General features: G+C 64.7%; 14 protein-coding genes. All 14 read right to left on the bottom strand.

Going from position 1 to position 22,808, the window contains the following annotated elements; all coding sequences use genetic code 11:
• Positions 1 to 7 precede the first annotated feature (7 nt).
• The 14 genes from tssI to tssE all read right to left on the bottom strand — a co-directional run bounded on the left by tssI (position 8) and on the right by tssE (position 22,743).
• Entirely contained in the window at positions 8 to 2,608 is a 2,601-nt protein-coding gene (gene tssI / locus QD356_RS03775) for a type VI secretion system Vgr family protein (RefSeq protein WP_192838029.1), read from the bottom strand.
• Positions 2,609 to 2,752: 144 nt separating this feature from the next.
• Positions 2,753 to 3,910, bottom strand: coding sequence for a hypothetical protein (locus tag QD356_RS03770; RefSeq protein WP_192838028.1), 1,158 nt, complete (start codon positions 3,908 to 3,910; stop codon positions 2,753 to 2,755).
• The gene (tssA, locus tag QD356_RS03765; protein WP_192838027.1) at positions 3,910 to 5,022 is read right to left on the bottom strand and encodes a type VI secretion system protein TssA; all 1,113 of its coding nucleotides are present in this window, start codon (positions 5,020 to 5,022) and stop codon (positions 3,910 to 3,912) included. The genes QD356_RS03770 and tssA overlap by 1 nt, the downstream gene beginning before the upstream one ends.
• Before the next feature lie 360 nt (positions 5,023 to 5,382).
• Positions 5,383 to 5,928, bottom strand: a complete 546-nt coding sequence (locus QD356_RS03760) for a type VI secretion system tube protein Hcp (RefSeq protein ID WP_107335063.1) — start codon at positions 5,926 to 5,928, stop codon at positions 5,383 to 5,385.
• A 236-nt stretch (positions 5,929 to 6,164) separates the two neighbouring features.
• The gene (gene tssM / locus QD356_RS03755) at positions 6,165 to 8,657 is read right to left on the bottom strand and encodes a type VI secretion system membrane subunit TssM (protein ID WP_192838026.1); all 2,493 of its coding nucleotides are present in this window, start codon (positions 8,655 to 8,657) and stop codon (positions 6,165 to 6,167) included.
• Positions 8,654 to 9,736, bottom strand: a complete 1,083-nt coding sequence (tagF, locus tag QD356_RS03750; RefSeq protein WP_192838025.1) for a type VI secretion system-associated protein TagF — start codon at positions 9,734 to 9,736, stop codon at positions 8,654 to 8,656. Before tagF ends, tssM begins: the two co-directional genes overlap by 4 nt.
• 4 nt (positions 9,737 to 9,740) lie before the next feature.
• The gene (locus tag QD356_RS03745) at positions 9,741 to 13,754 is read right to left on the bottom strand and encodes a type VI secretion protein IcmF/TssM N-terminal domain-containing protein (protein WP_192838024.1); all 4,014 of its coding nucleotides are present in this window, start codon (positions 13,752 to 13,754) and stop codon (positions 9,741 to 9,743) included.
• Positions 13,755 to 13,765: 11 nt separating this feature from the next.
• Positions 13,766 to 14,533: a type IVB secretion system protein IcmH/DotU gene (gene icmH / locus QD356_RS03740; protein ID WP_192838023.1), complete on the bottom strand. Its 768-nt coding sequence runs from the start codon at positions 14,531 to 14,533 to the stop codon at positions 13,766 to 13,768.
• Positions 14,530 to 15,873 (bottom strand): type VI secretion system baseplate subunit TssK, encoded by a 1,344-nt coding sequence (tssK, locus tag QD356_RS03735; RefSeq protein WP_192838022.1) that lies wholly within the window; start codon positions 15,871 to 15,873, stop codon positions 14,530 to 14,532. The genes icmH and tssK overlap by 4 nt, the downstream gene beginning before the upstream one ends.
• A gap of 71 nt (positions 15,874 to 15,944) precedes the next feature.
• The gene (gene tssJ, locus QD356_RS03730; RefSeq protein WP_192838021.1) at positions 15,945 to 16,553 is read right to left on the bottom strand and encodes a type VI secretion system lipoprotein TssJ; all 609 of its coding nucleotides are present in this window, start codon (positions 16,551 to 16,553) and stop codon (positions 15,945 to 15,947) included.
• 10 nt (positions 16,554 to 16,563) lie between these two features.
• Positions 16,564 to 19,248, bottom strand: coding sequence for a type VI secretion system ATPase TssH (gene tssH / locus QD356_RS03725; protein ID WP_192838020.1), 2,685 nt, complete (start codon positions 19,246 to 19,248; stop codon positions 16,564 to 16,566).
• Entirely contained in the window at positions 19,245 to 20,462 is a 1,218-nt protein-coding gene (gene tssG / locus QD356_RS03720) for a type VI secretion system baseplate subunit TssG (protein WP_192838019.1), read from the bottom strand. Before tssG ends, tssH begins: the two co-directional genes overlap by 4 nt.
• Positions 20,426 to 22,261 carry a type VI secretion system baseplate subunit TssF gene (gene tssF / locus QD356_RS03715; protein WP_107335071.1) on the bottom strand — a complete coding sequence of 612 codons (1,836 nt, stop codon included), beginning with the start codon at positions 22,259 to 22,261 and terminating at the stop codon, positions 20,426 to 20,428. The genes tssG and tssF overlap by 37 nt, the downstream gene beginning before the upstream one ends.
• Positions 22,261 to 22,743, bottom strand: a complete 483-nt coding sequence (gene tssE / locus QD356_RS03710) for a type VI secretion system baseplate subunit TssE (RefSeq protein WP_107336591.1) — start codon at positions 22,741 to 22,743, stop codon at positions 22,261 to 22,263. Before tssE ends, tssF begins: the two co-directional genes overlap by 1 nt.
• Positions 22,744 to 22,808: the final 65 nt, after the last annotated feature.

Below are 22,808 nucleotides of genomic sequence, written 5' to 3'. Positions count from 1 at the left end.
AATGATCTCACGCGACATTCACCAATGGTGACCCGTTGGAGAGGTTTTTCAATAGACACTCGACGCAGATGGCTTCTGGCATTTGTGGCAATGCAGCCTCCAGACTCGCAGGGCCTGCAAAGCTATGCTGTGCGCCTTTGACATCGACCTTGCCCGGCCCGTGCACTTCGATATTACCGCCACTCAGACGGATATAGCCGCCGCCGCTGGTGAGCAGAATCTCGTTCTTGGCCTGGATGGTGACGGTGCCTTCGGTGGAGGTGATGGTCATGTCCTTCTTGGAGGTCAGTTCCATCGCGTCGCTCTGCGCCTGCACTTCCACCTTGCCCTTGGCGGCAAACAGCTTGATGCCAGCACGTTGCACGAACAGCGAGAACTTCTCGGAGAGCGAGGCGATCAGGCTGCGGCCGGTGGCCAGGTTGATGTCTTCGCCGCTGGTGATGCTGAGTGACTTGCCCTGCGCCAGATGGGTGGATTCCGGCGTGCTCAGCGCGATACCCGCTGGTGAGCTGACATGCAGCCAGGGGGCATCGAGACGTGCGGCTTCACCACGTCCGCCCGCGCTGGCACTTGAAGCGGAGCTGCCATCGAAATTGGTGCCACTGTCTTCAGCACCATAACGCCCCTGGGCATCTTCACTGGCCTGCTTGAGATTGACGCGCGACTCGAGCGCTTCTGCGTTGTGGCTGGTGGCGCTGTCACTGAGCGTATTGGAGAGCTGATAGGCGCTGGCCAATTGCTGCTGAGCGGGCGTCAGATCGAGCTGCTCGCCACTGGCGGCGATCTGCCCCCAGCTGGTCAACAGCAGGCCCTGATGCGCGCGAATCGCACCGTAGGCGTCCGAGCGCAGCTCGAAGCCGGTACCGCGGAAGCTGCCGCGTGTATTGCCCTGCTGATGGATCAGGTAGCCGAGATTGAGCTGGGATTTCTCGTGCTCCGAGTTGAGGCGCACGCGCTCCTGGTCGGTCGCGTCATCGAACACCAGCTCGTTGTACTTGTTGCCGCGGTAGGTCTTGCTCTTGAGGCCGGAGAGCAGACCGTTGGAGTGCCATTGCGGGGTCTGGTCGCCGTTGTAGACCCGCCCGGTGATCAGCGGACGATCCACGTCGCCTTCGAGGAAATCGACGATGACTTCCTGGCCGATACGCGGCACGAACACACTGCCCCAGCCAGCACCGGCGTTGGGTTGTGCAACACGCAGCCAGCAGCTGGCATCGGCGGCGCCCTTCTCGCTGCGGTCCCAATGGAACTGCACGCGCACGCGGTTGAGCGAATCGGTGTGGATCTCTTCGTTCTCGGGCCCGACGACAATCGCGGTCTGCGGACCACCCAGGTTGGGGCGCGGATGATCGAGAGACGGACGGTACGGCTGACTGAGCCTCTGGGATTCGAAGTCGATCAGATACTGGCCGGTGCCGACATCGGCATAATCATCTTGCGTGTCACTCTCAAGACCATGTGCCTTGCGCGCACTGGCCATGCGCGTCTGCAAGCTGCCTGGCAATACCTTGAGATGCGCGGAGACCGGCAGTGCATTCTCGGCGCAGACGGTCAGGCCCAGCACGAGGAATTCACGCTCACTCGAGTCGCCGTCTTCATGGCGGGCGTGCTGGCTGAGTTCGAACCAGCGGCCGACCTTCAACTGACGGGTGCCCCCGGCGCCGTAGAAGCGCTTGGCGCGAGATTCATGCGCCTCGAGGCGATTGACGGTCAGGCGTTCGCCGCGCGAGTGATCATCAAAGTAGTACTCGCCGGGGTAGTCGTAGACTTCCTGCTCGCTGAGGTTGCCCTGATCGCTGCGCGTGTCCTGACCGGAACGTTTTTCCAGGCTCGGCTGCTTGTAATCAAAGGTGCCGAGGCTGACACGCGTTGGCTGCTGCTGACGACGGCCGCTCCATTGGGTGATGGAGTCTTCCAGTTCGGTGGCGTCCTGACGGTGGAAGCGAATCACCTGTGGCTCAACCGGTGCGCAGGTCGCGACATCGTCGGTGATGACGAGGCGGTGGCCATTGAAGTCGCTGTCGTCAGAGGCGTGTTCGAAGTAGTAGAACAGCCCTTCCTGCTCCATCAGGCGATTGACGAAGTGGAAATCGCTCTCGCGATACTGCACGCAGTAACTGCGCTCAGGGTATTCACGACGCAGGTCCAAGCGCCAGCCACCCTGGGCTTCGCCTTGCGCGATGGCGTGGTTCGAGAACACCGACTCGATCACCTCGACGGCGGTGAGATCCTGGAAGATACAGCTGTCGCGGCCGAGCTTGAGCATCGAAAGCCACGGCACCAGCGTCAGCTGGTAATAGAAGACGCCACCGTCCTCACCGAGCAGCGCGGCCGACTCGACCAGCCCCGAGAGCTTGCGGTAGCTGCCATCGGCCTGGCGCACCGAGAGCGCCGCCGGCTGCGCCATCAGGGTCTTGAGTTCGATATCACCGTTCTGGGAGATGCAGTCGAGGGTATAGGCAAAGGGACGCGACATGCGCTCTTCCCCCACCAGGCGATGCGGGATGAAGTCCGCACCGCTCATCTCAAGCGTGAGCAGGCGCTCGTTCTGATCCAGTGAAATCTCGAACGACTCCAGCAGGCTATCCAGCCAGGAATTCTCTGCCATCCTTAACATCCTCACGGTGCGCGCTTGTTCGCTCGGCAAGCGAGTGCACCGGCTTGTTCAGTTCGGGTGATGCGTCTCAAGACGCAGCGATGTTCAACACAGGACGAGCACAGTCTGCACAGGGCAAGCGCAGAGTCGTCAGCGCTAACCGGCACAGGGCGTGAGTGTCAGCATCCGGGTCCGGGTATCGTCCCGCAGCGACACGACCAGGGCGCTGTCGTTGTCTTCCAGTTCCGCGATCGCCAGCACCAGCGCCAACGCCAGCCAGGCATCTCCCGGCCAGCCGCAGAAGCTGTCGAGCGTGGTGCCATCCTCGATCATGTCCAGTCCCGGCCAGCGGTTCATCAGGCTGGTGCCGGCTTCCACCGCGCGACCGGGCAGCCCGAGGCTATCCATCACCAGACGCATGGGCTCGAACGGCTCGCGGGGAGAGGCATGCTCGTCATTTCCCGCCTGCACGGGCCACTGGCGTTCGATCAGCTGCATCAGCGGTGCCGGCGAGCGGCGCAGCTCTCGGCTGCCCCGCGCCGGATGGGTCAGCGTTGCCGCCAGCGGCACCTGCCAGCCCTGCAAGGGAGCCGGTGAGTCAGGCGCGAGACGCTCGAAGAGCAGCGCCGCGACAGCCTCGCCGGGGAACAGACCGCTCGGGCGGGAGGCATACGCCAGCTGACCGCGTCGCGACAGCTCCGAGACGCTGCTGTCGAACAACAGCGAGTCGACGCTGAGCCAGATGACATGCGGCATGCCACCCGACGCTTCGGCGGCCAGCAGTTCATGCAGGTCCTGCTCGGCCGCCGCACGATACGAGACGCTACCCAGCGCGTCGGCGAAGGGCGTGGCCGCCACCGTCTCGCGCAGGCGTGCGATGAATCCCTCTACCAGGCTGGCATGACGGATCGGCGCACTCAGCACGATATCGAAGGGCGCGCCCTCCGGCAGCGCTTCTAGCATCAGCAGCGCGTCGATGATCAGGGCCTGGATCAAGGTCTCGAGCCGCTGATGACGGCGATCGAGTCGTGCCACCTGCTCGCCGGAGGCAGGCGATGCGCCCGCCTGGCCCAGCGCGATTTCGTGCACCAGCAGGCCATAGCCATCCGGGCCACGCAGGGTCGCGGAGATCTCGGCCGCCGCCGATGACGGCAGCTGCCCCTTGGCCACCGCCCCAGCCGAGGTCAGCGCCACGCCATCCAGCAGACACAGGGTGTCAGTGCGGTAGTCGCTGCGCACCTTGGTAACCGGCGCCTCGGGCTCTGCCGGGCGCACCTGCTGCAGGCGGTCATAGATCGAGCTCTTGAACATCATCAGTGATCATCACGCCGCTGAGTGCCCAGGGTTTCACGGATGCCGTCGACGATATGTTCCTCGCGGATGACATCACGCAGCCATTCCTCCAGCGGCATGCGGCCCCAGCGCACGGCGCGTTCGACCAGATACGGCACCGGGCTGTGCGGCTCGCTGCCCTTGAAGTACTGGGCGACGCCGTTGAGCATGTCGAAGGCTTCCTCACGGGTCTGCGGCGTGGTGCGCAGTGCCGCCGGCGCCATGCCCGCCTGAGCGGACGGCGTGGCACTCGCATCCCCGGTGGAGGCATCGCCACTTGCGGCGTCCGTCACCTCGGCATCGCTCTCGGCAGATGCCTGGGCCTCATCGTCCAGGCTGACCCCGCGCTCGCCCAGCAGTCGCTCGATCAACTGGGTGCAATCCGCCAGACCACGCTGCAGCTGACTGAAGGTCGGCGCGCTCACCCCCAGCTGGGCATTGAGCTGCGCCACCAGACCGGCCAGCGCCTGCTGGCACTTGACGATCTGCTGGTGACGCTCGCGGAAGGTCGCCGTTTCGGTCAGCACCACGGAGCGCTGGAAGATATCGGCATTGATCTTGCCATCCGCCAGCGCGCTTTCCATGGCATCCACGTCGGTACGCGCCAGGTTCTCGACCTGACGCGACTCCTCATAGCGGTCGAGCCCGTAGAGCTGCCCTTCCACCAGCGGCAAGGTGCCGATCATGCCGGCGAGAGTGTCATCCAGCCAGGTCAGACGTGCGACACGCTCTTCATCCCCTTCCTCGAGCGTCGGGTAAAGCGTCTCCCAGTACTGCTCACACAGCGCCGTCATCAGCTCCAGTCCCCAGGTCAGGCCCGTGAAGTGATCACGATGCGCCAGGCCTTCGCAAAGCCAGCCCGCCAGCGACAGGTCCTTGCTCTGCTCGGCCAGACCGTCGGCAGTCAACGAGATGACGGCGTTCCAGTCGGACTTCTTGAGATCGGCCTGCCATTCGCCCTGGCTCAGGTAGGCCGGGTCTGCGCGACGCGCTTCCTTGATCTCATCAAAGAGCAGCGAGAACCCCAGGTCCTCTCCTGTCCCATGAGCGCCGATTGGCGCGAGCAGTTCGTCGCGGTCCCATTCGTCGGCCATCTTGTCTCTCCTGAATCACGTGTTGATCGCGTTGCGAGGCAACGCCTGCGAAATCACTATGGCGCAGTGCTGTTGTTTCAGAGCCAGTTAGCACAGCGCTATTGGCACAGACCCTGATGGCAAAGAGCTATTGGCACAGAACTGACAGCGCAATGATTTCGCAGGCGCTCATCGAAGCAAACGGGGATGCGCAAGGGGAAAACAGACATGCCGGGAGAGCCTTTCGCTCCCCCGGCATGCCTTCTACCCGGACGTGATATCCCCTGAAAACGAGCTCACGCCAGCACGCTGGCCAAGCCCCGGGATGCCGCCCTCCTGTTCATGGACGGCGACTCACGCCGCCGCGCCATGAGCCGATACTCAGGAGTAGACGCGGTTGCGCGTGCGGTCCCAACCACCGGTGATGTTGCCGCCACCCTGGCCATCGCTGCGCTTCTGCTGGGTGTAGGTGACCTTGATACGCGCGAAGTTCAGCTTGATCTCTTCAGACGGCAGATCGTGACGCGAGTCGTGCACGGAATCGGTCGCACCGGCGCCGCCAGCCTGAGAGAAGGACGCCATTCCTTCCAGGTCCACGGAAGACACGATGACTTCCTCAAGCTTCACTTCCATGTAACGCACCTGCTCGCCACCGGCACGGTGAACCTGCAGGGTGATTTCCTTGATGTGCTGGCCGCGGCAGCAAGCTTCGAACAGCTTCGGAGAAGCCTTGTCGATGAACTTCTTGATCGCGAACTCGCTCAGGTTGACGCGCTCGGCAGACGCGCCGCCCGCAGAGCTGGCCGTCGCGGAAGTCGCCTGGCTGGCGCCGAATTCAAAGCTCAGCAGCTCGATCCAGTCCTTGTGATTGGTGTCCAAGCTCTCGCCCGGGATGCCGTCGATCTTGAGGTAGGCGTCAAAAGCCATGGTAAAACTCCATTTCAGTCATGTGATGGGTAGGCATCACGGGTAGCAGCACTCCCTGGCTGCCACCTGTAACGCGCGTTTGGACACGCTACCGCCAGGAGATGCCATCCAGGCACCCCCACTGCGTATGTCCATGCTTCTCCGCTCTCGTGCTCCGGGCCTGCCTTCAGGCCTGTCATCCAAGAGCTCGACTCCTCCATGAGTCGGCAAAGTGAAAACGGTTCAGCGCAGGCGCATCAGTTCAGCGCACGCACTTCAATCTCGACACGACGATTGGGCGCCAGGCAGGCGATCTTGTCGGTGCGCGACATCTCGCCATCGCACTTGACCAGCGGACGATCACTGCCGGCCCCTTCCGCGCCGATCAGCTCACCCGGCAGCCCCTTGCCCACCAGATAGGTGCGCACGGTCTCGGCGCGCTGCAGCGAGATCCGACGGTTGGCAGTGGCGGACCCGATCGGGTCGGCGTGGCCAGTGATGGTGATGCGCCCCAGGTTCGGCGTATTGGAAAGTCGCTCGGCGATGGCATTCAGCTGACGTTGCCCCTCGCCCTGCAGCCCTGAGTAATCCGCACGCCCGAAGGCGAACAAGGTGTCGGATTCCAGCGTGATGGTCTCGACGGTGCTCAGGGAGCGGTCCAGCAGACCATCGATGTAGTTGCGACTGGAGGACACCAGGAAGGTGTTGTCTTCCAGACGCGGCACGTCCGGACGCACGACCTGCTCGGCATAGAAGTTGACCTGCCGGCTGGCATATTCCAGATCACGGCTATCGCGCGGCACATCCTCCCCCTGGGTGATGGCCGGATACCAGTAGACCGGCATCTCGCTGCGCAGCCATTCCGGTTCGATGTCCTCGCGCGGCGTGCGCGACAGGGACAGGTAGGTCTTCAGGGTGTTGTTGCCGAAGTCCGCCAGCGCCTGGGCCGAGTTGTCACGCGGCTGGGCGTGGTCCTCGACTCCCGGGACATGGATATCGGTCTCGCGCGGGCCATCCTCGCGGTCATGCACGCTGATGGTCGGCAGCATGAACAGTGACTGGTTGAGGTTGCTGGCGATCGGCACCAGCATCGTCTGACGCAGCGCGCCGAAATAGACGTCCCGCAGCGCGGGTTCCAGCGTCTCGCCTTCATAGAGCCCGAAGCCGAGCGACCAGGGCACGCCACTCTCGTGATGACGCCTGTCGTAGCGGGCCGCGCTGTCACGCAGGGCATCCAGCGTCGCCCACTGGGCATAGGCATTCGGCTCGCCGGCATCTTCCTCGTAGGCGGCATCCAATGCCTGATCCAGCGCCCCCAGCTCTCGGGTATTGGCGGTGAAAGACACCGCCCACGCCAGGCACATGGCCGCGGCGAGCGCCAGTGCCAGCCACACCCAACGCAGCTGACGCCGACGCTGGAGATTGGCACCGCCATAAAGACCGACCAGATGCTGGTCCGGCAGTACCACCCGCGAGAACAGCCCCGAGACGAACAGCGGCTTGCCATCCTGATGGCCCGGCGCATGACGCTCGGTGACGGCGAAGCGTGACGCCACGTTACGCCCGTGGGCTGCCGTGCTGGCCTGCCCCTCGGAGAGCGCGCTGGTGAAATAGAAGCCGCGCAGCAGCGGCGCCGCCTGATAGGGATTGACCTTGAGCAGTTCCGTGACGAAATCGGTCAGGTGCGGAGCCAGCGCTTCCAGCTCACGCGGGAATTCCACCGCCGCCGGTGCCTCGCGGGTGCGCACGATGTCACCCTCCACCAGACAGCGTTCACCGGTACCCGCACAACGTGCCACCAGACGAGTCATCGCCTCACTGAAACGAGTACGCCAATCCGCCTCGGCATAGCCCTGGTGCGGGAAACTCATGCCCAGCACTTCATCGCGCTGCGCCGGCGCCAGCTGAGCATGGAACTCGCGAAAGCCCGGGATGTGGTCACTCTTGGTGAACACCAGATAGATGGGCAGAGCCGCACCGAGACGCTCGTAGCTTTCCTGGATGCGTTCGCGCAGCTGATGCGCCAGTGCCTCGACGTCATGGCGGTTCTGGAGCACTTCATCGATGCTGACCGCGACGATCAACCCATTGAGCGGCTGACGCGGACGATAGCGACGCAGCATGTCGAGGAAGGCACGCCACTTGCCGACTTCCTCCTCGGAGCTGACGTAACGCCCTGCGGTATCCAGCAGCACGGCCTCACTGCTGAAGAACCAGTCACAGTGACGGGTGCCACCGATGCCCGCGACACGTGCGCTTTCGCGCTCCGCGAAGGGGAAATCCAGCCCGGAGCGCGAGACCAGCGTGCTCTTGCCCACCGCAGGCTGACCGATCACCAGATACCAGGGCAGCGTATAGAGCACATCCCCCTGACGATTGAACCAGCCACTACGCTTCTCGCTGGCACTCTTGCGCATGCGGTCCAGCGCCGCCAGCAGTCGCTCGCGCAGCAGGCTGACTTCCTCGCGGTCCTGGGGCGCGGCACTGAGCACGGCGTCATCGGCGTTCTGGATCAGCAACGACTCGACATCCTGACGCTCGCCCACCCCACGGTAGAGCAGCAACAGATAGAAGGCGGAGGCGACGAGGAATGCCAGAATGCCGACCAGCAGGCTATCCAGTGACGGGAAGCCCAGGCTCACGCCGACGCCCCAGATCAGGAAGATGCCCAGGAAGAACAGCACGCCCAACCAATACGGGCGGTATTTGAGGATGTAGTACTTGAGAACGTGGAGCTTTAGCTTGTTCATGTCGGTGCCGATTCATCCTTGGATATGTCGCCGTATGCCATCTCTGCACTGCCCGGGTGTCTGGCTGGCTGCCCCGCCTTGTCGGCCGCGTCTGCAAGCGCAGCGCCATCTGCAAGTGCGACGCCATCTTCCAGCGCGGCGCTGTCGTTCAACGCGAGCAGGTAGGCCCCCATGCCCAGCGTCTGCGCCGCCTCTGATACCTGATCTGCTGCCGGCCCCGCTATCTGAGCCGCCTCGCCCTGCGCGCTTCCGAGCAGGCGCCAGCCACCGAGTGCCTCGGGGGCCGACTCGGCCAGGATGCGCAGTGCCTCCTGGTCATCGCGCGTGAAACGCACGAGCGTCGGGCGCATGAAGTCGTCGACGATCACGCTGATGTGCCCCGGCGCGCCATTGTCATGCTCCAGCCAGTGCAGCCACAGGTCCGCCGCCGGACGCTTCAGCGCGCGCTCCGGTGGCAGCGGCAATGCCACATGGCCCCGCTGGCCATGCCTGGCTGCCGACTGTCGGCGCAATGCCTGCATGTCGCGGGTCAATCTGCTGGCACTCACATCGGGAAAGCCACTGGCCAATGCACGCGTGAGGTCTCCATAGCGCACGTCTTCCAGAAAGCGCGCGAACAGACGCCGATGCAGCTTGAGATCGGAATCATCCAGCGGGCGCAGCGCCTCGATGCCCGCCAGTAGACGCTCCTGCGCCTGCTGGGGGTCTGCGCAATGCATCACATCGCGCAGCAACTCCCGCACCTGCCCCGCGAAGGTCTCGCCGAGGGTATGCACCCCGACACTGCCTTCCACCACCGGCGAGACGGCCAGCCGCTGGAAGACCAGCAGCGGGTAGCGTCGCCCGGAGGCGTCCTGCGAGGGCGACATGGCGCCCATCAACCAGGCCCCACCGCTGGCACGGTAGTGAAAGAAGCACAGCGGCAAGGCGTCGAAGCGTGCCTGCCAGTCTTCGTCGCGCTCGGCCATGCGATTCAGCGCCCGCTGCCACCAGCCATCCAGTTCCCGGATGTCCTTGTGGCCCGCATGGTGGGCGATGAAGTCCGCGCTGCCGGGCAGCTTGCCGAAGAAGCCGATCATGCGGTCATCTCCCGGCGACCGAGGGCATCGACAGGTTGCGCACCTGCTTGAGGTCCGTCAGCTTCACGCCGCCGAAGTTGCGCGCCTCGAAGCTCACCGGGCCGACCGGGGTGTACCAGGTGAAGCGCTGACGGGCGGTGTCCAGATCGGTCACGTCCGCGGATTCGATCAGCTTCAACAGACTCCAGCGATTGGGGAAGTTGAAGACCGTGATGCGTCGGCCGTCACGTGTCACCACATCCAGTCGCGCGCCGGAGACTTCCGGGTCGCCCGGCCAGACGAAGCGCTGCCAGTGCTGACGACCATTGCGATACACCTGCTGCTGGCCATCCAGTGTCAGCTGGATCGAGATCAGCCGGGAGGAAGGCCGGATCATGATCTCGAAGCCGTTCTCCACATCCGCCAGACTCTCCAGCACCCGACCCACTGCCGTGCCCTTGGTGATGGTGGCGGTGATCTTGGGGTCTACCAGCGGCGTGCCGTCCTGTTCGCCCTCTTCCAGATTGCCGACTTCTTCATTGTCGAAGCGGGTCAGCAGACCGGTATCGGGGTCGATGAACTGGCGCAGGTCGCGCACGGACGTCTCGTTGCCGGAATCACTGACCGGATAACGGCCACTGACCATGCGATGCCACGGCGAGACGACCTGCTCACCCCAGGCGGCGGCCAGCTGTGAGGCCACCGGCCCCTGCAGGCTGGCCACGGAGTAATCGATGGGCGCACGGAACAGACGCTGCAGCGACTGCACCAGCGGTTCCTGCGAGGTATCGACATTGGCGGCGACATAGTCACGGGCCGCCGAGATTTCATTGGGCTTGCCGCCGATCATCTCGGCCAGCAGCTGCTTGGTGCGCTTGCCGACATCGCCACGCTCGAGGCCGTCGAGGCGCACCTTGAGCTGACGCAGGCGCAGCTGATAGCGATTCATGACCGAGGCGTCACCGCCCTGGCCTTCATCCTGGGCGAACAGGCTGGCGACCGGCGCGAAGTGGTCCGCAAGCTGGCCATCGTGAACGCGGGGCAGCCCCTGCATCACGCCGGCACTTTCGGACACCTCGGCGCCACTGCCTTCCAGCCACGCCACTGTCTGGTCCCACATGCCTGCCGTCTCGACGGCCGGTGCGGTGGCTTCACCTTCACCTTGACCTTGCGGCTGCGGTGACTTGCGGGACTCGGCATCACGGCTGTCCCAGCGCGTGTTGTCATCCACGACGGCCATCAGTGTCTTGAGCGGTGAACGCTGATAATCGCTGAAGCGCGCCAGACGCTGACGCGAGAGCGCCAGGCCTTCGAAGCGACGCACTCCGACATCGGCCAGGAAGCGCTCCCAGGCCTCGGCGTAGTCACGCTTGTAGTGGGCCAGAATGGTCGCGGCGAATTCGCTCTTGCCCTGGGCCGCATCGGGGTTCTCGTCTTCCAGTACCCAGTCATGCTCCACCGGCAGGTCCGAACTCAGCGTCTTGAGCAACTCGGGGCGTACGAACTCGTCCCACACACGGCGCGTGAAGAAGGCCGGCACCGATTCCCCGGCATAGAGCAGGCCGCGTGCGCCCTCATCCGGCAGCATCACCGACAGGGTCATCGACGGGAAACGGGCTTCGGCCGCCAGACGCAGACGCAGGTATTCACGCTCCGCCGGCGAGTTGTCGAGCAGGAAGGCCTTGAGATCACGGCGTGAACGCGCCACGCGGTCCTCATCACGCACCAGTGCAGGCGCCTTGCCCTGCTCCAGGTATTCGCTGTAGAGCGCGACGTTGTCGGCAATGCGCTGATCGCCGCCCGGCACCTGACGACGGCTGTCGGCCAGCTGATGCCAGGCACGCGGCAAGGCTTCACGCACGAAGGCGACATCCGGGTGCGCGACGGGATCACTCAGGATCAGATACAGCTTGAGCGCATCGTAGGCATCGATGAGACCGGCGACCTGTTCCGGCGTCAGCTGATTGAGCACTTCACTCGAGAAAGCAGGCCCGCCGGGCATGCTACCCTCGGCCGGGCCACCGTCTCCCGGCGCGGTGCCATCACCGCCGAACCCCGTCGGCGAGCCACGCAGGGCGTCTGCCTTGTCGCGCAGCGCCTCACGACCCTGCTGGCGCGTGCTCCAGTAGGCGTCATTGACGCCACCGCGCAGGCGATAATCCGCCTCGCCCTTGAGCTGGCTGGCCAGTTCGCCCGGCGAGCGCGGCACGCTGCCCAGCGTCGGGCGCTCGGTCAGGCGCTGACGCAGGCGCTCACCGCTGGAGGTCAGCAGTGACTTGCCATCCTCGATCAACACATCGGAGGCCCCGGCCTCGGACGCGCTCTCCCCGCCCATGGCACGCAGCGAGGCAGATTCGGAGACGATGCCCAGCGACACCGCCAGGCGCCCGACGGCCCGCAGGCGGGCGTCCAGGTCCTCGGCCAGCGGCGCCAGCACCTGCTGCTTGAGCGTCGCGAAATACTGCGCTTCAAGCGTGGTGCCCAGGCGCTCGCCGCCATCCAGGCCCATGTGCTGATACCAGGGCAAGCCACCATCTTCACGGGCCTGTCGCACGCGCGACAGCTCGTCGTGGAGAAGATCGAGCTGCACGCTCGGCGTCACGGCACCGTCAAGCGACGTCAGTTGCGCATCGACGGCCTCGAGACTGGTGCGGCTCTGGTAGTAGGCGTTGCCGAGCAGACCCAGCGTCACCGCGCCTGCCACCCCGCCCACGCCGATCAACAGCGGGTTCAGGGAGCGGCCCTGACCATCGCGTGCGTAGTGACGCACCAGGTTGCGGTCCGGAATCATCACGTCGCGGAAGACACCGCCGACGAAATAGGGACGATCGCCGACGGCAGCACTCGCCGCTGTCGCGGACTGGGCGACACTCGGCTCCTTGAGTGCGAAGCCCTGACGGACCTGCTCATCGAGGATCGCCGGCATCGCGCTGCCATCCTGCAAGGCGCTGGTGAAATAGATGCCGCGCGTCAGCGGCCCACGCGCGCTGTTGCGACGCAGATCGAAGGGCTCGAGGAAGTCGGCCAGCAGGCCTTCCATCTCGGCAATGTATTCCGGGAAGTGCAAAAGCTCGCTGTCCGCCTGCTGACCACGTTCACGCAGGGCCGCTTCCACATGGCCGCGCAGCCCCGCCACCATCTCGGGGAAGTGTCTGGAAAAGGCTGCCACGACCCCCTTCTGGCGTGCCTCGGCCACCGAGAACGTCATGCCCCACGGCGCATGGCGGGCATCGCTGTCCAGGGTATTGAAGGCGGCGGTGAAGCCCGGCAGCTGGTCGGCCTTGGTGAACATCAGGTAGACCGGCGGCGAGGCATCGAGGGCATCGCGGAAGTCATTGATGCGCTCGATCAGCTGGCGTGCCAGCGCGTGGTTCTCGTCGCGCGGCGCATGCAGCAAGGCCGGCAGGTCGACCACGACCACCAGGCCATTGATGGGCGCACCGCGACGGCGACGCGCCAGCAGACGCAGGAAGTCACTGAAGGCACGCGCCGGCTGTTCCTCGGCGACGTAGCGCCCGGCGGTGTCGATCATCAGGGCGTCATTGCCGAAGTACCAGTCGCAGTACTGGGTGCCGGAATCGCCGCCCAGTCCCGCCACGCTGGAACTCAGGCCGGAGCGTGTCAGCAGCGAGGTCTTGCCGGAGGACGACAGGCCCAGCACCAGATACCAGGGCAGATCGCTGAGCGAGGCACTGCCACCCTTGTGCAGCCCACGCTGGGCGCGCAGCATGCGCAGCGCCGACTTGAGACGCTCACGCAGCACTTCGTAGTCGCCGGCTTCGGTGGCGGCATCCGCGGCTTCACGGTCCACTTCCAGCTGGACGAGGTCTTCCAGATCACGCTCGGCGCGCACCTTGCGATACTTGCGCAGCACGATGGCCAGCAGCCACACCGCGGTGAGCAGGGCCACGGCGATCGCGAGGCGTTCCAGCGAGCCACCCAGACGCGGCACCCACCAGACACACAGCACGACACCGGCCAGCCACAGCAGTGACGACGCCAGCCAGAAACTCTTGAGGAACCCTAGCACCCGTTTCATTCAGTCACGCCTCATGTCGTTGCGAACAGGGACGACAGTCGCTCGATGAGCGCCGTGACCTGAGCATCCAGCAGGTTGTCGAGCACCAGATAGACCGCGCCACAACACAGCGCGATCAAGAGCAGGTAGACCCACACCGGAATTTCGTAACGCAGCAGCTGGCCCACCTGGTCAGGCAGCTGCCAACCCGGCGACAGCACGGCGGAAGACTGGCGATAGCGCGCGATATCCTGGCCCAGAGTGCTGGCCACGTAGCGCAACTGATCGCGGTGTTCGAGGCGGAACTTGCCTTCGAAGCCCAGCGCCAGACACAGGTGATAGACCTCCAGCACATCCAGGTTGGCCTTGACGTCGGTGCGCAGTGCCTCGAGGCGCTCGAAGAAGCCCTCACCGGCCAGATGCACCCCGAAATAGGTGTACTGCAGCGGGTGCAGTTCCAGGTGCTGGCGAATGTTGCTGGCGCCGGCGCCCAGCACGCTTTCATCGAGGAAGGCGCACAGTGCGTACTGGGCGTCACGCACCTGGTCCATGCTGTAACCGACGGCCAGCGCCTGGGCTTCCAGCTCACGGAAGTAGTCGGCGACACGGGTCAGGAATTCATCGACGTTGCGCGCTTCACTGCCGCGACGAATCATCAGGATCAGTGAGAAGAAGTCCTGGGACAGCGTGCGCAGACGCGTATCCGCCGGCGCCGCCGCGCCGTTGGGCTGAGCACTGCCAGACTGGGCACTGCCGGTCTGGGCAGCGTCATTCGGCCGGGTTGCCGTGTACTGGTTCATTTCAGCACCGCCATCAATTCAATCTTGAGGTTGTGGAAGCCGCCGGGCACATAGAAGGCGATGGCCTGGGCGGCCATCATGCGTTCGTACATGCGCCCCTGGGGTTCCAGCGCGAAATAGTGGTTGTCCAGACGCGAGGGAATCGCGGTGGGCAGACGCGAGGCATGCACCAGCGAGCCGCCGGGCATGGCGCTGTTGACCACCACTTCGATGTCATCCGGCGAGCCGACCTTGAAGGCACGCGGCACCAGCTCCAGCAACTTGGCACCGGGCATGTCGGCATGCACGCTGATATAGAAGTCAGCGTCGGCAAGGCGCGCATCGTGCAGATGGGCGATGTAATAGGACGGCTTGGTCTGTTCCAGCGCGATGGGGATGTACTGGTTGGGCACCACGGTATCCAGCAGCTCGCGCGCCATGGTTTCCAGCGTCGTCAATGACTGGACCGGGTCTTCATGGCGGTACGGCGGCAGGTCACTCAGGCGGTAATCCATCGAGAAGGTCATCAGGCTCGCGACCAGATCCGACAGGAAGGTGTAGAGCTTCTCGGGATGCTGCTGCGGGTGTTGCAGCAGATGCGCCAGCGCCGGGTAGGCACGGTTGACCGTATGCAGCAGCCAGAACAGCGCCACGTCGCTTGAGCCGAATTCGGCGACCTGATCGGCGCGCTCGCGGCGACGGCCTGACAAGGTCTCGTGCTTGGCCTGCAGCATGCCGGCCAGGCGCTGGCCCATGGCCATCAGCGTCTCGCTGCTCGAGAGATGCAGCGCGGGCGGCACGAAGCGCGGCGAGACGGAGAATCCGCCGGCGGCATTGCGCGTCAGCACGGCCAGCGGGCAATGCGTGCTGCCTTCCAGGTCATCGCCTTCCAGCAGCAGACGCACATTGAGTTCCAGCAGGCTCAGCTCGTTCTCGCCATCGCCGTCCAGCAGATCCGGCAGGGAGTCGAAGCGCTGACGGAAGCGGCGACGCGCGCCCCGCTGCTGCTCATCTTCCTGCACATTGCCGGCGTAGGGTTGTACCAGGCTCAGCGCAGCGTGCACCTTGATCTCGCTGTGGCCCGCCAGTTCACCCAGGTCGCGCGCCCGCGGCAGGCTATCGTGCTGCGGTGCATCGAACAGCGTGCCGTCGGGGAAGACCAGCTTGAGGCGACTCAGCTGCAGGCGACCCTGGGCCAGCGCGCTTTCATCGATTTCCAGACGCTGCACGCCAAAGGCAAAGGGCCCGCTGCGCGTGCTGGCTTCGCCGAGCTGCCACTGGTGATACTCGTCCTGATACTGGAAGTGCTGGGGCAGCAGGAACATGCCCTCGGACCACCTCACGCGATTATGCTTGCTCACGAATCCATCCTTTATAAAGTCCGTCCGGTGTCACCGATGACGTGTCAGCCACGCGGTTCGTGGCCCGGGTGTCAGGGCTGGGTCGCCGTCGCCAGCAGGTCTTCGCTGTCGGGCGCCACCGTGATGTAGTGATCGGCCAAGGTCAGTTCGACGCCATCCGGTGAGGTGAACAGGCCGTCCTTGCGCATCGCATCGGCATCGAACAGCACGCGCCAGCGCGTGTCCGGGGTCTGTCGGAAATAGGCCGCGACCGCCACGTAACGGGCACCCGGCTTCAGCGGCGCCTCATCCACGACGTGCCCGCCGGGCACCATCACCACTTCGCGGGTATCCAGCAGCGTGTCACCCAGCACCTTGTCGGCGTGGTCCCACAGGCCATCGGGCGAGGCACTGGCGAAGGCTTCACGCGCATCCAGCTGATAGATGCGCACCACCACCGACAGCGACGCCTCGTCGACATCCGGATTGAGTGATTCATCGGCATCGAGGGTGAAAGCGACCGTCTCGTCCTGACTGAACAGGATGTCGCCCACCGTGCCGTCCATCTGCTGGCCCAGGCGGCTGCCGACGCCACAGCCACCGAGCAGCAGGCTGGCGCACAGCATGGCCGGCAACCAATGGCGCGGGCGCAGTGACCTGGCGCGCTGGGCAGCCTTCAAGAGATATCCCCGGACTGGCATGTGATGGTCCTCACTGCATCTCGTAGGTGAACTGGCCGGCGTCATCCAGCGCGATGCGGATGTCGCCCACCGGCTGCTGATCGGCCATGCGCTCCAGCACCCACTCCACCAGCGGCGGCATCATCGAACCGCTGAGCAGATGGTCGATGCTGCGTGCACCACTGTCGGTCTGGGTGCAACGCTCGGCGATATGATGCGCAAGCGATGAGTCGAAGCTCAGGTGGGCGCCGTGATTGCGCGTGAAGCGCGCGGACAGACGCGACAGCTTGAGGTCGACGATGCGCGCCAGGATGTCGCTGTGCACCGGGTAGTAGGGCACCACCTTGAGACGGCCGAGGAAGGCAGGCTTGAAGACGCCATTGAGGGTATCGCGCAGGCCCTCGACCAGCGCCTCGGGCGCCGGCGGAGTCGCCACGCCCAGGCAGCGGTTCATGATCTCGTCGGTGCCGACATTGGAGGTCAGCAGGATGACGCAGTTGCGGAAGTCGATCTCGCGCCCTTCCCCGTCATCCATCACGCCCTTGTCGAACACCTGGAAGAAGACTTCCAGCACGTCCGGGTGCGCCTTCTCGACTTCATCGAGCAGCACCACGCTGTACGGCTTGCGACGCACGGCTTCGGTCAGCACGCCGCCTTCGCCATAGCCGACATAGCCGGGCGGCGAGCCCTTGAGCGAGGAGACGGTGTGCGCTTCCTGGTACTCGGACATGTTGATGGTGATCAGATTGCGCTCACCGCCATACAGGGTATCGGCAAGGGCCAGCGCGGTTTCGGTCTTGCCGACACCACTCGGGCCGAGCAGCATGAAGACACCGATCGGCTTGTTCGGGTCTTCGAGCTTGGCGCGCGACAGGCTGATGCGCTTGCCGATCTCTTCCAGTGCGTGGTCCTGCCCGAGTACGCGCTCGCCCAACAGCGCCGGCAGACGACGCACGGTGTCGATTTCGTCACGCTGCATCTTGCCCAGCGGGATGCCGGTCCAGGCGGCGACGACTTCGCCGATGGCATTGCCATCGACACAGGCGTGTACCAGCGGCGCCTCGCCACCGGCCTCTTCCAGCACCGCACGCGCGGCGCGCAGTTCTTCCAGTGCGCTTTCACGGGCCGCGTCATTGGCCGCGTCGTTGGCCTCATCATTGATCTTGTTCAGAGCGGCGTCGGCCTTGAGCACCGCCTCGACGGCCTCACGCTGACGCGTCCAGTCGGCTTCCAGCGCCGTGACCTGAGCAGTGATGGCCAGTACTTCCGTGTCGATCTCGTCCAGACGCGGGGCATGGCCGTCATCGCCGCGCTCGTGTTCCCGGGCCAGCGCTTCCCGCTCGGCCTCGAGATCACGCAGGCGCTGACGGGCATCTTGCAGCGGTGCTGGCGTGGTCTGCTGGCCCAGCGCAACACGCGCACAGGCGGTATCCAGCACACTGACCGCCTTGTCGGGCAGCTGACGCCCGGTGATATAGCGGCTGGAGAGACGCACCGCCTGCACGATGGCGTCATCGAGAATCTCGACCTTGTGGTGATCGCGCATGCGCGTCGCCAGCCCACGCAGCATGTCGATGGCCTGCGGCTCGGCCGGCTCCTCGACCTTGACGACCTGGAAGCGACGCGCCAGGGCGGCGTCCTTCTCGAAGTACTTCTTGTACTCGGCCCAGGTAGTCGCGGCGATGGTGCGCAGCTCGCCACGCGCCAGGGCCGGCTTGAGCAGGTTGGCGGCATCGTTCTGGCCTGCCTGACCGCCACTGCCGATCAGGGTGTGGGCTTCATCGATGAACAGGATGATGGGGTGCAGGCTGCGCTTCACTTCCTCGATCACATCCTTCAGGCGCTGCTCGAATTCGCCCTTCACGCTGGCGCCGGCCTGCAGCAGGCCGAGATCCAGGGTGCGCAGCTCGACGCGTGCCAGCGGCGCGGGCACTTCGCCGGCGACGATCTTCTGCGCCAGGCCTTCGACCACCGCCGTCTTGCCGACCCCCGCCTCGCCGGTGAGGATCGGGTTGTTCTGACGCCGACGCGTCAGGATGTCGATCATCTGGCGCACTTCATCATCACGCCCCAGGATAGGGTCGATGTTGCCGTCACGCGCACTGGCGGTCAGGTCGATGGTGTACTGGTCCAGCGCCGGGGTCTTGTGACTGCCCGGGCGGGCAGCGCTGGCGCCCTCGCCTGACGTCAACTCACCCGCGCGCGGGGCATGTTGAGACGGCTGGGACAGCTCGGCTTCGGGACTGGCAGCCAACAGGCTGGTGAAGTGCAGACGCAGGTCCGCGACATCGATGCGCACGAAAGGACTCTCGAGACCCGGCATGTCGCTTCGGATCACGCGCGCCAGTTCCGGGTCTTCCAGCAGTGCCAGCAGCAGGTGACCACTGCGGATATGGGCGACCTCATGGTCGATGGAGGCGATCAGCCAGGCCTTCTCGATCAGCCGCGTGATATGCGGTGAGAGTGCCGGCGTCGCGGTGCTGCCCGTCTTCAGGCGCTCCAGCGAGCGATCCAGCTGATCGGCGAGTTGATCCAGGCCCAGCGAGTAGTGACGCGCGATGCGCAGCAGGTCGTTGTCATCGCCATCCAGCAGCTTGATCAGCAGATGCTCGACATCGACTTCATACTGGCGCTTGGCAAGGCACAGACCCGCCGCCTCTTCCATGGCACCGCGGCTGACATCATTGAGCTTGGCGAATAGCGTCTTGAGACTCACGGGGTCACTCCATCGAAGGGGATTCGTAACAGCACACTTCCCGAGGTGCTGCGTGGTGTCTGGCCCAGCCAACCCAGACGACCCAGCGAGATGCCGCTGGCACCTCCCAGGCGGGCCGACGGGACTTCACTGGGGTCGAGCTGCAATTCCAGCTCGAAATCGAGCTCCGGCCCGACATAGAAACGGATCAATTCCGTCATGCGCAGGTGGTCTTCACCCCCGGGCAGAAAACGGCGGAAGTCCGCCAGGCGCAGGGGGCCAGCGACCATGCGCAGGCAGGACTGGTAGTCCCAGGCACGCTTGCCGGCCACGGCGCTCTGGCCGAGACGCGCGTTTGCCTGACCCAGGCGCGTCAGTTCCGGCTCACTGATGTCGAGCCAGCGGCCCTGAAACGGCTTCACCTGACAGGGCACACCGAAGAACACGCCCAGCAATGTCTCGAGATTCTGCTGATTGCGTGGCCGCTGCCCGAGCAACCCGGCGAAGAAGGAGAACAGCTCACGCGGCAGCTCGCGGCTGCCGGCGCGCTGCTCGTCAGTGCCGTGGTTGTCACGGTTCTGACTGCCGCCGCTTTGACTGCCAATGCCCCAGCTGGGCGCCGCGTTGTCGCGGTTCTCGTCCACCTCCGGCGCCTCGACTGACGTCCTGGCGGCAGGCAGTGCCAACGGCGCCTGCGGGGCAAACAATAGCTCGGCCGAGGCACCCGACAGGCCACACAGCGCGTGCAACTGGCGCTCGATATCGGCCTGCCCCCGCCGCTCGTACTCGACGTGGAAGCGATACTTCTGCCACGCCTGATAGAACAGCGCCGTCATGCGGTGCGAAAACAGATCGAAGAAGGCATGGGCGCCGTCATCGCGCAGCTGCACGTGGCGGTCGATCAGTGTCTCGGTATACGGCCGCGGCAGTACGCCAGACGGCCCGACCAACCCCATGAAGGTGACCTGCACCTGGGTCAGCGGCTGGTCGGTGGGCGAACGCAGCGTCTCGCTCTCGAAGACAAGGTCACTCACTTCGCTGGCCGGGAAGTTCAGCGACAACTGGCTGCGAAACCGCAGCGGGTCTTCGTGCGGGCGCAGCTCGGGTTCGAGACGACCGGCACGGCTGTAGTGCAGCCGCAGCAAGCGTACGAGCTGAAAGAAGCTGAACCGGTATGGCTCAGCGCGCGCCTGGTCGATCAGACCAGGGGCTGAGTGCCGGTTCTGGCGGGCCATGTCACGACGTCCTTTTCGCGCTGGCGACTGCGTAATGTCAGCCGGGTGAAACTGTTGAGCGAGCAGTACTGCCCGAAGAAGTGATCCAGCACCATGCCGAACACGTAGATGCCGCTACCGATGAATTCCTGTTCATCCAGTTCCAGGGTGATGCCGATTCCGCGCACGAAGGCCGGGCGCGGATGCCCGATCCGCGTCATCGCCGGCTCACTGTGGATGCTGGCGATGCCATTGATCTGACGACGCGTGGCTTCGAGGTCGCGATAGTTGTAGAGCGAGAGCATTTCCAGCAGCGCCTCACGGCCGCGCTCCACCAGTGACAGGTGGTTGAGCGAGAGGTGCGAGATCAGACGCCAGATGACGCCCTTGCCCATCGGCGGCCGCGCCGAGGGCGTCGGCTTGCGCAGGCAGCGGATGGCCTTGACCACCTGCTCGCGCGGCAGGGTGAAATCGCCACGCGGATGGCCGAAGCTCAGGCGCTGCGGCAGATCACGATTGCTGCAGGTCAGCTTGAGGCTCAGCACGTCACTGGTGGCTTCGATGGCGTTCAGTTCGCGGTCCGCCAGGCGAAGCAAAAGCTCGGTGCCGGCATCCCGCTCACGGGCGGAAGGCACCCGCCGCGACAGCCAGTAGCTGGTCTCACGTGACGGTGCACTGCCCTGCGGCTCGAAGAACGGCGGGCAATAGCGCACGTGATCGCGCTCGGCGGTCTTCTGCACGCGCGTGACGCGATCGATCGAGACCACCTCGGCGCCGTGCGGGTTGCGCACATCGGCGACTACCGGGTATTCCGCCTGGGTATGCGTGAGCAGGATCGGCTCGGCCTGGCGCTCGAACAGGTTGATCACCGGCGTGCAGCCCAGGCGGAAGTGATTGCGCCCCAGGCTCTGGGACAGCCGCGACAGCCGCTCGTCCAGCGCATAGTCCGCGAAGTGGAAATGCAGCTCGAAGCGCGTGCCACTGGCGCGCGCCAACAGACGTGTCAGCCCTTCGACATCGAAGAACATGAACTTGTCGGGGAAGGTGAAGTACTCGTGCAGCAGGCGATAGCCGAGGAAGGAGCGCTCGGGGTAGTCGATCAGCCCCTCCTCGGGCGCGAACCCGACCGGCTTGAGCGAGTCCGTCGGCAGCGAGACTTCACGACGCTGCCCGCCTTCATCGAAGCTGACGCTCAGGCGAGTCAGGTTGTTGAACAGCAGTTCGTACATCGGGTGCATCAGGGCACCCTCGCCGTCCAGGAACAGGCGCAGGCGGTCGATCCCGAAGCTGCCCACCGACTGGTCATTGAGGGCCTCGAAGGCCAGATCCAGTCGCGCGACGCTGTCCTTGTCGCGGCCATTGAAGGCCGAGCGTTCCAACAGCGAGAAGCCGGCGCTTTCCACGCGCAGCGGCCACACATCCACCGGATAGCAGGTACGGAAACGGCAGGCCACGCCTTCCACCGGGCGCGAGAACATCTCGGTATGCCGCGCGACCTGATAGCGCCCGGTCAGCGAGGTCTGCTCACCGGGGTCGAGCTGTGCGATCGACAGCGAAGGCGTCGGTCGCAGGTAATGAGGGTAGAGCACATCGAGGAAGGCCTCGACGATTTCCGGCAGATCATCATCCAGCTTCTTGTGAACCCGTGCCGACAGGAACGCGAAGGACTCGACCAGACGCTCGGTGTGCGGGTCTTCGCAGTGGTCGCCTTCCAATTGCAGTCGTGCGGCAATCTTGGGGTACTCACGTGCGAACTCCCGGCCCAGAAAGCGCAGGTGCGAGATTTCTTGTTCGTAATAAGGCAGCAGTTCATCAAGCATCAGGAAAGGTTCTGCACTTTGTATTGCTGAGTGTCGGCATGCAGCACGGCATCGAACGCCACTTGCCGCGTTGCATCCTTGAGGACGAGGAGCGTCTCGACGCGAAAGCGCAAGAGGCGATCCTGGCCGTCCTGGTCAAGCAGCTTGACCTGCACGTTACGAAAGCGACGGTCATTGCTTTCGATGGCGTACTCCAGCTGACGCTGGATCAAGCGGCGATCTTCACTGCTGTGCAGGCCTCGGCCGAGAAAATCCGGCAGGCCGAAGCCCAGCACCGTGCCGCGCAGCACGGGAAAGTCATTCAAGCGACCTCCCAGCAATTCGCTGCGCGTGTTCACCAGAATCTCGAGGTCACGCACGATGGTGCGCTTGTACTCGTCGAGACTGACGAAGCGTTGCTCCTCCGCGGCCTCTCCCTGATGCGGTGCATCGTCCTGCAACCGATCCCACAAGGTGGGAATGAGGCGGCGGGTGCCATTCATGCGCATAACGCCTCCTTTTCGGCGATATACCGCATCGCCAGGCTGGCGTTGGCCAGTCTGACGAT

Source organism: Cobetia sp. 2AS (genome assembly GCF_029846355.1).
In the GTDB taxonomy this organism is placed as follows: domain Bacteria; phylum Pseudomonadota; class Gammaproteobacteria; order Pseudomonadales; family Halomonadaceae; genus Cobetia; species Cobetia amphilecti.
Note: the sequence above shows the minus strand (reverse complement) of the source record. Positions and strands in the feature narration are given on the sequence as shown.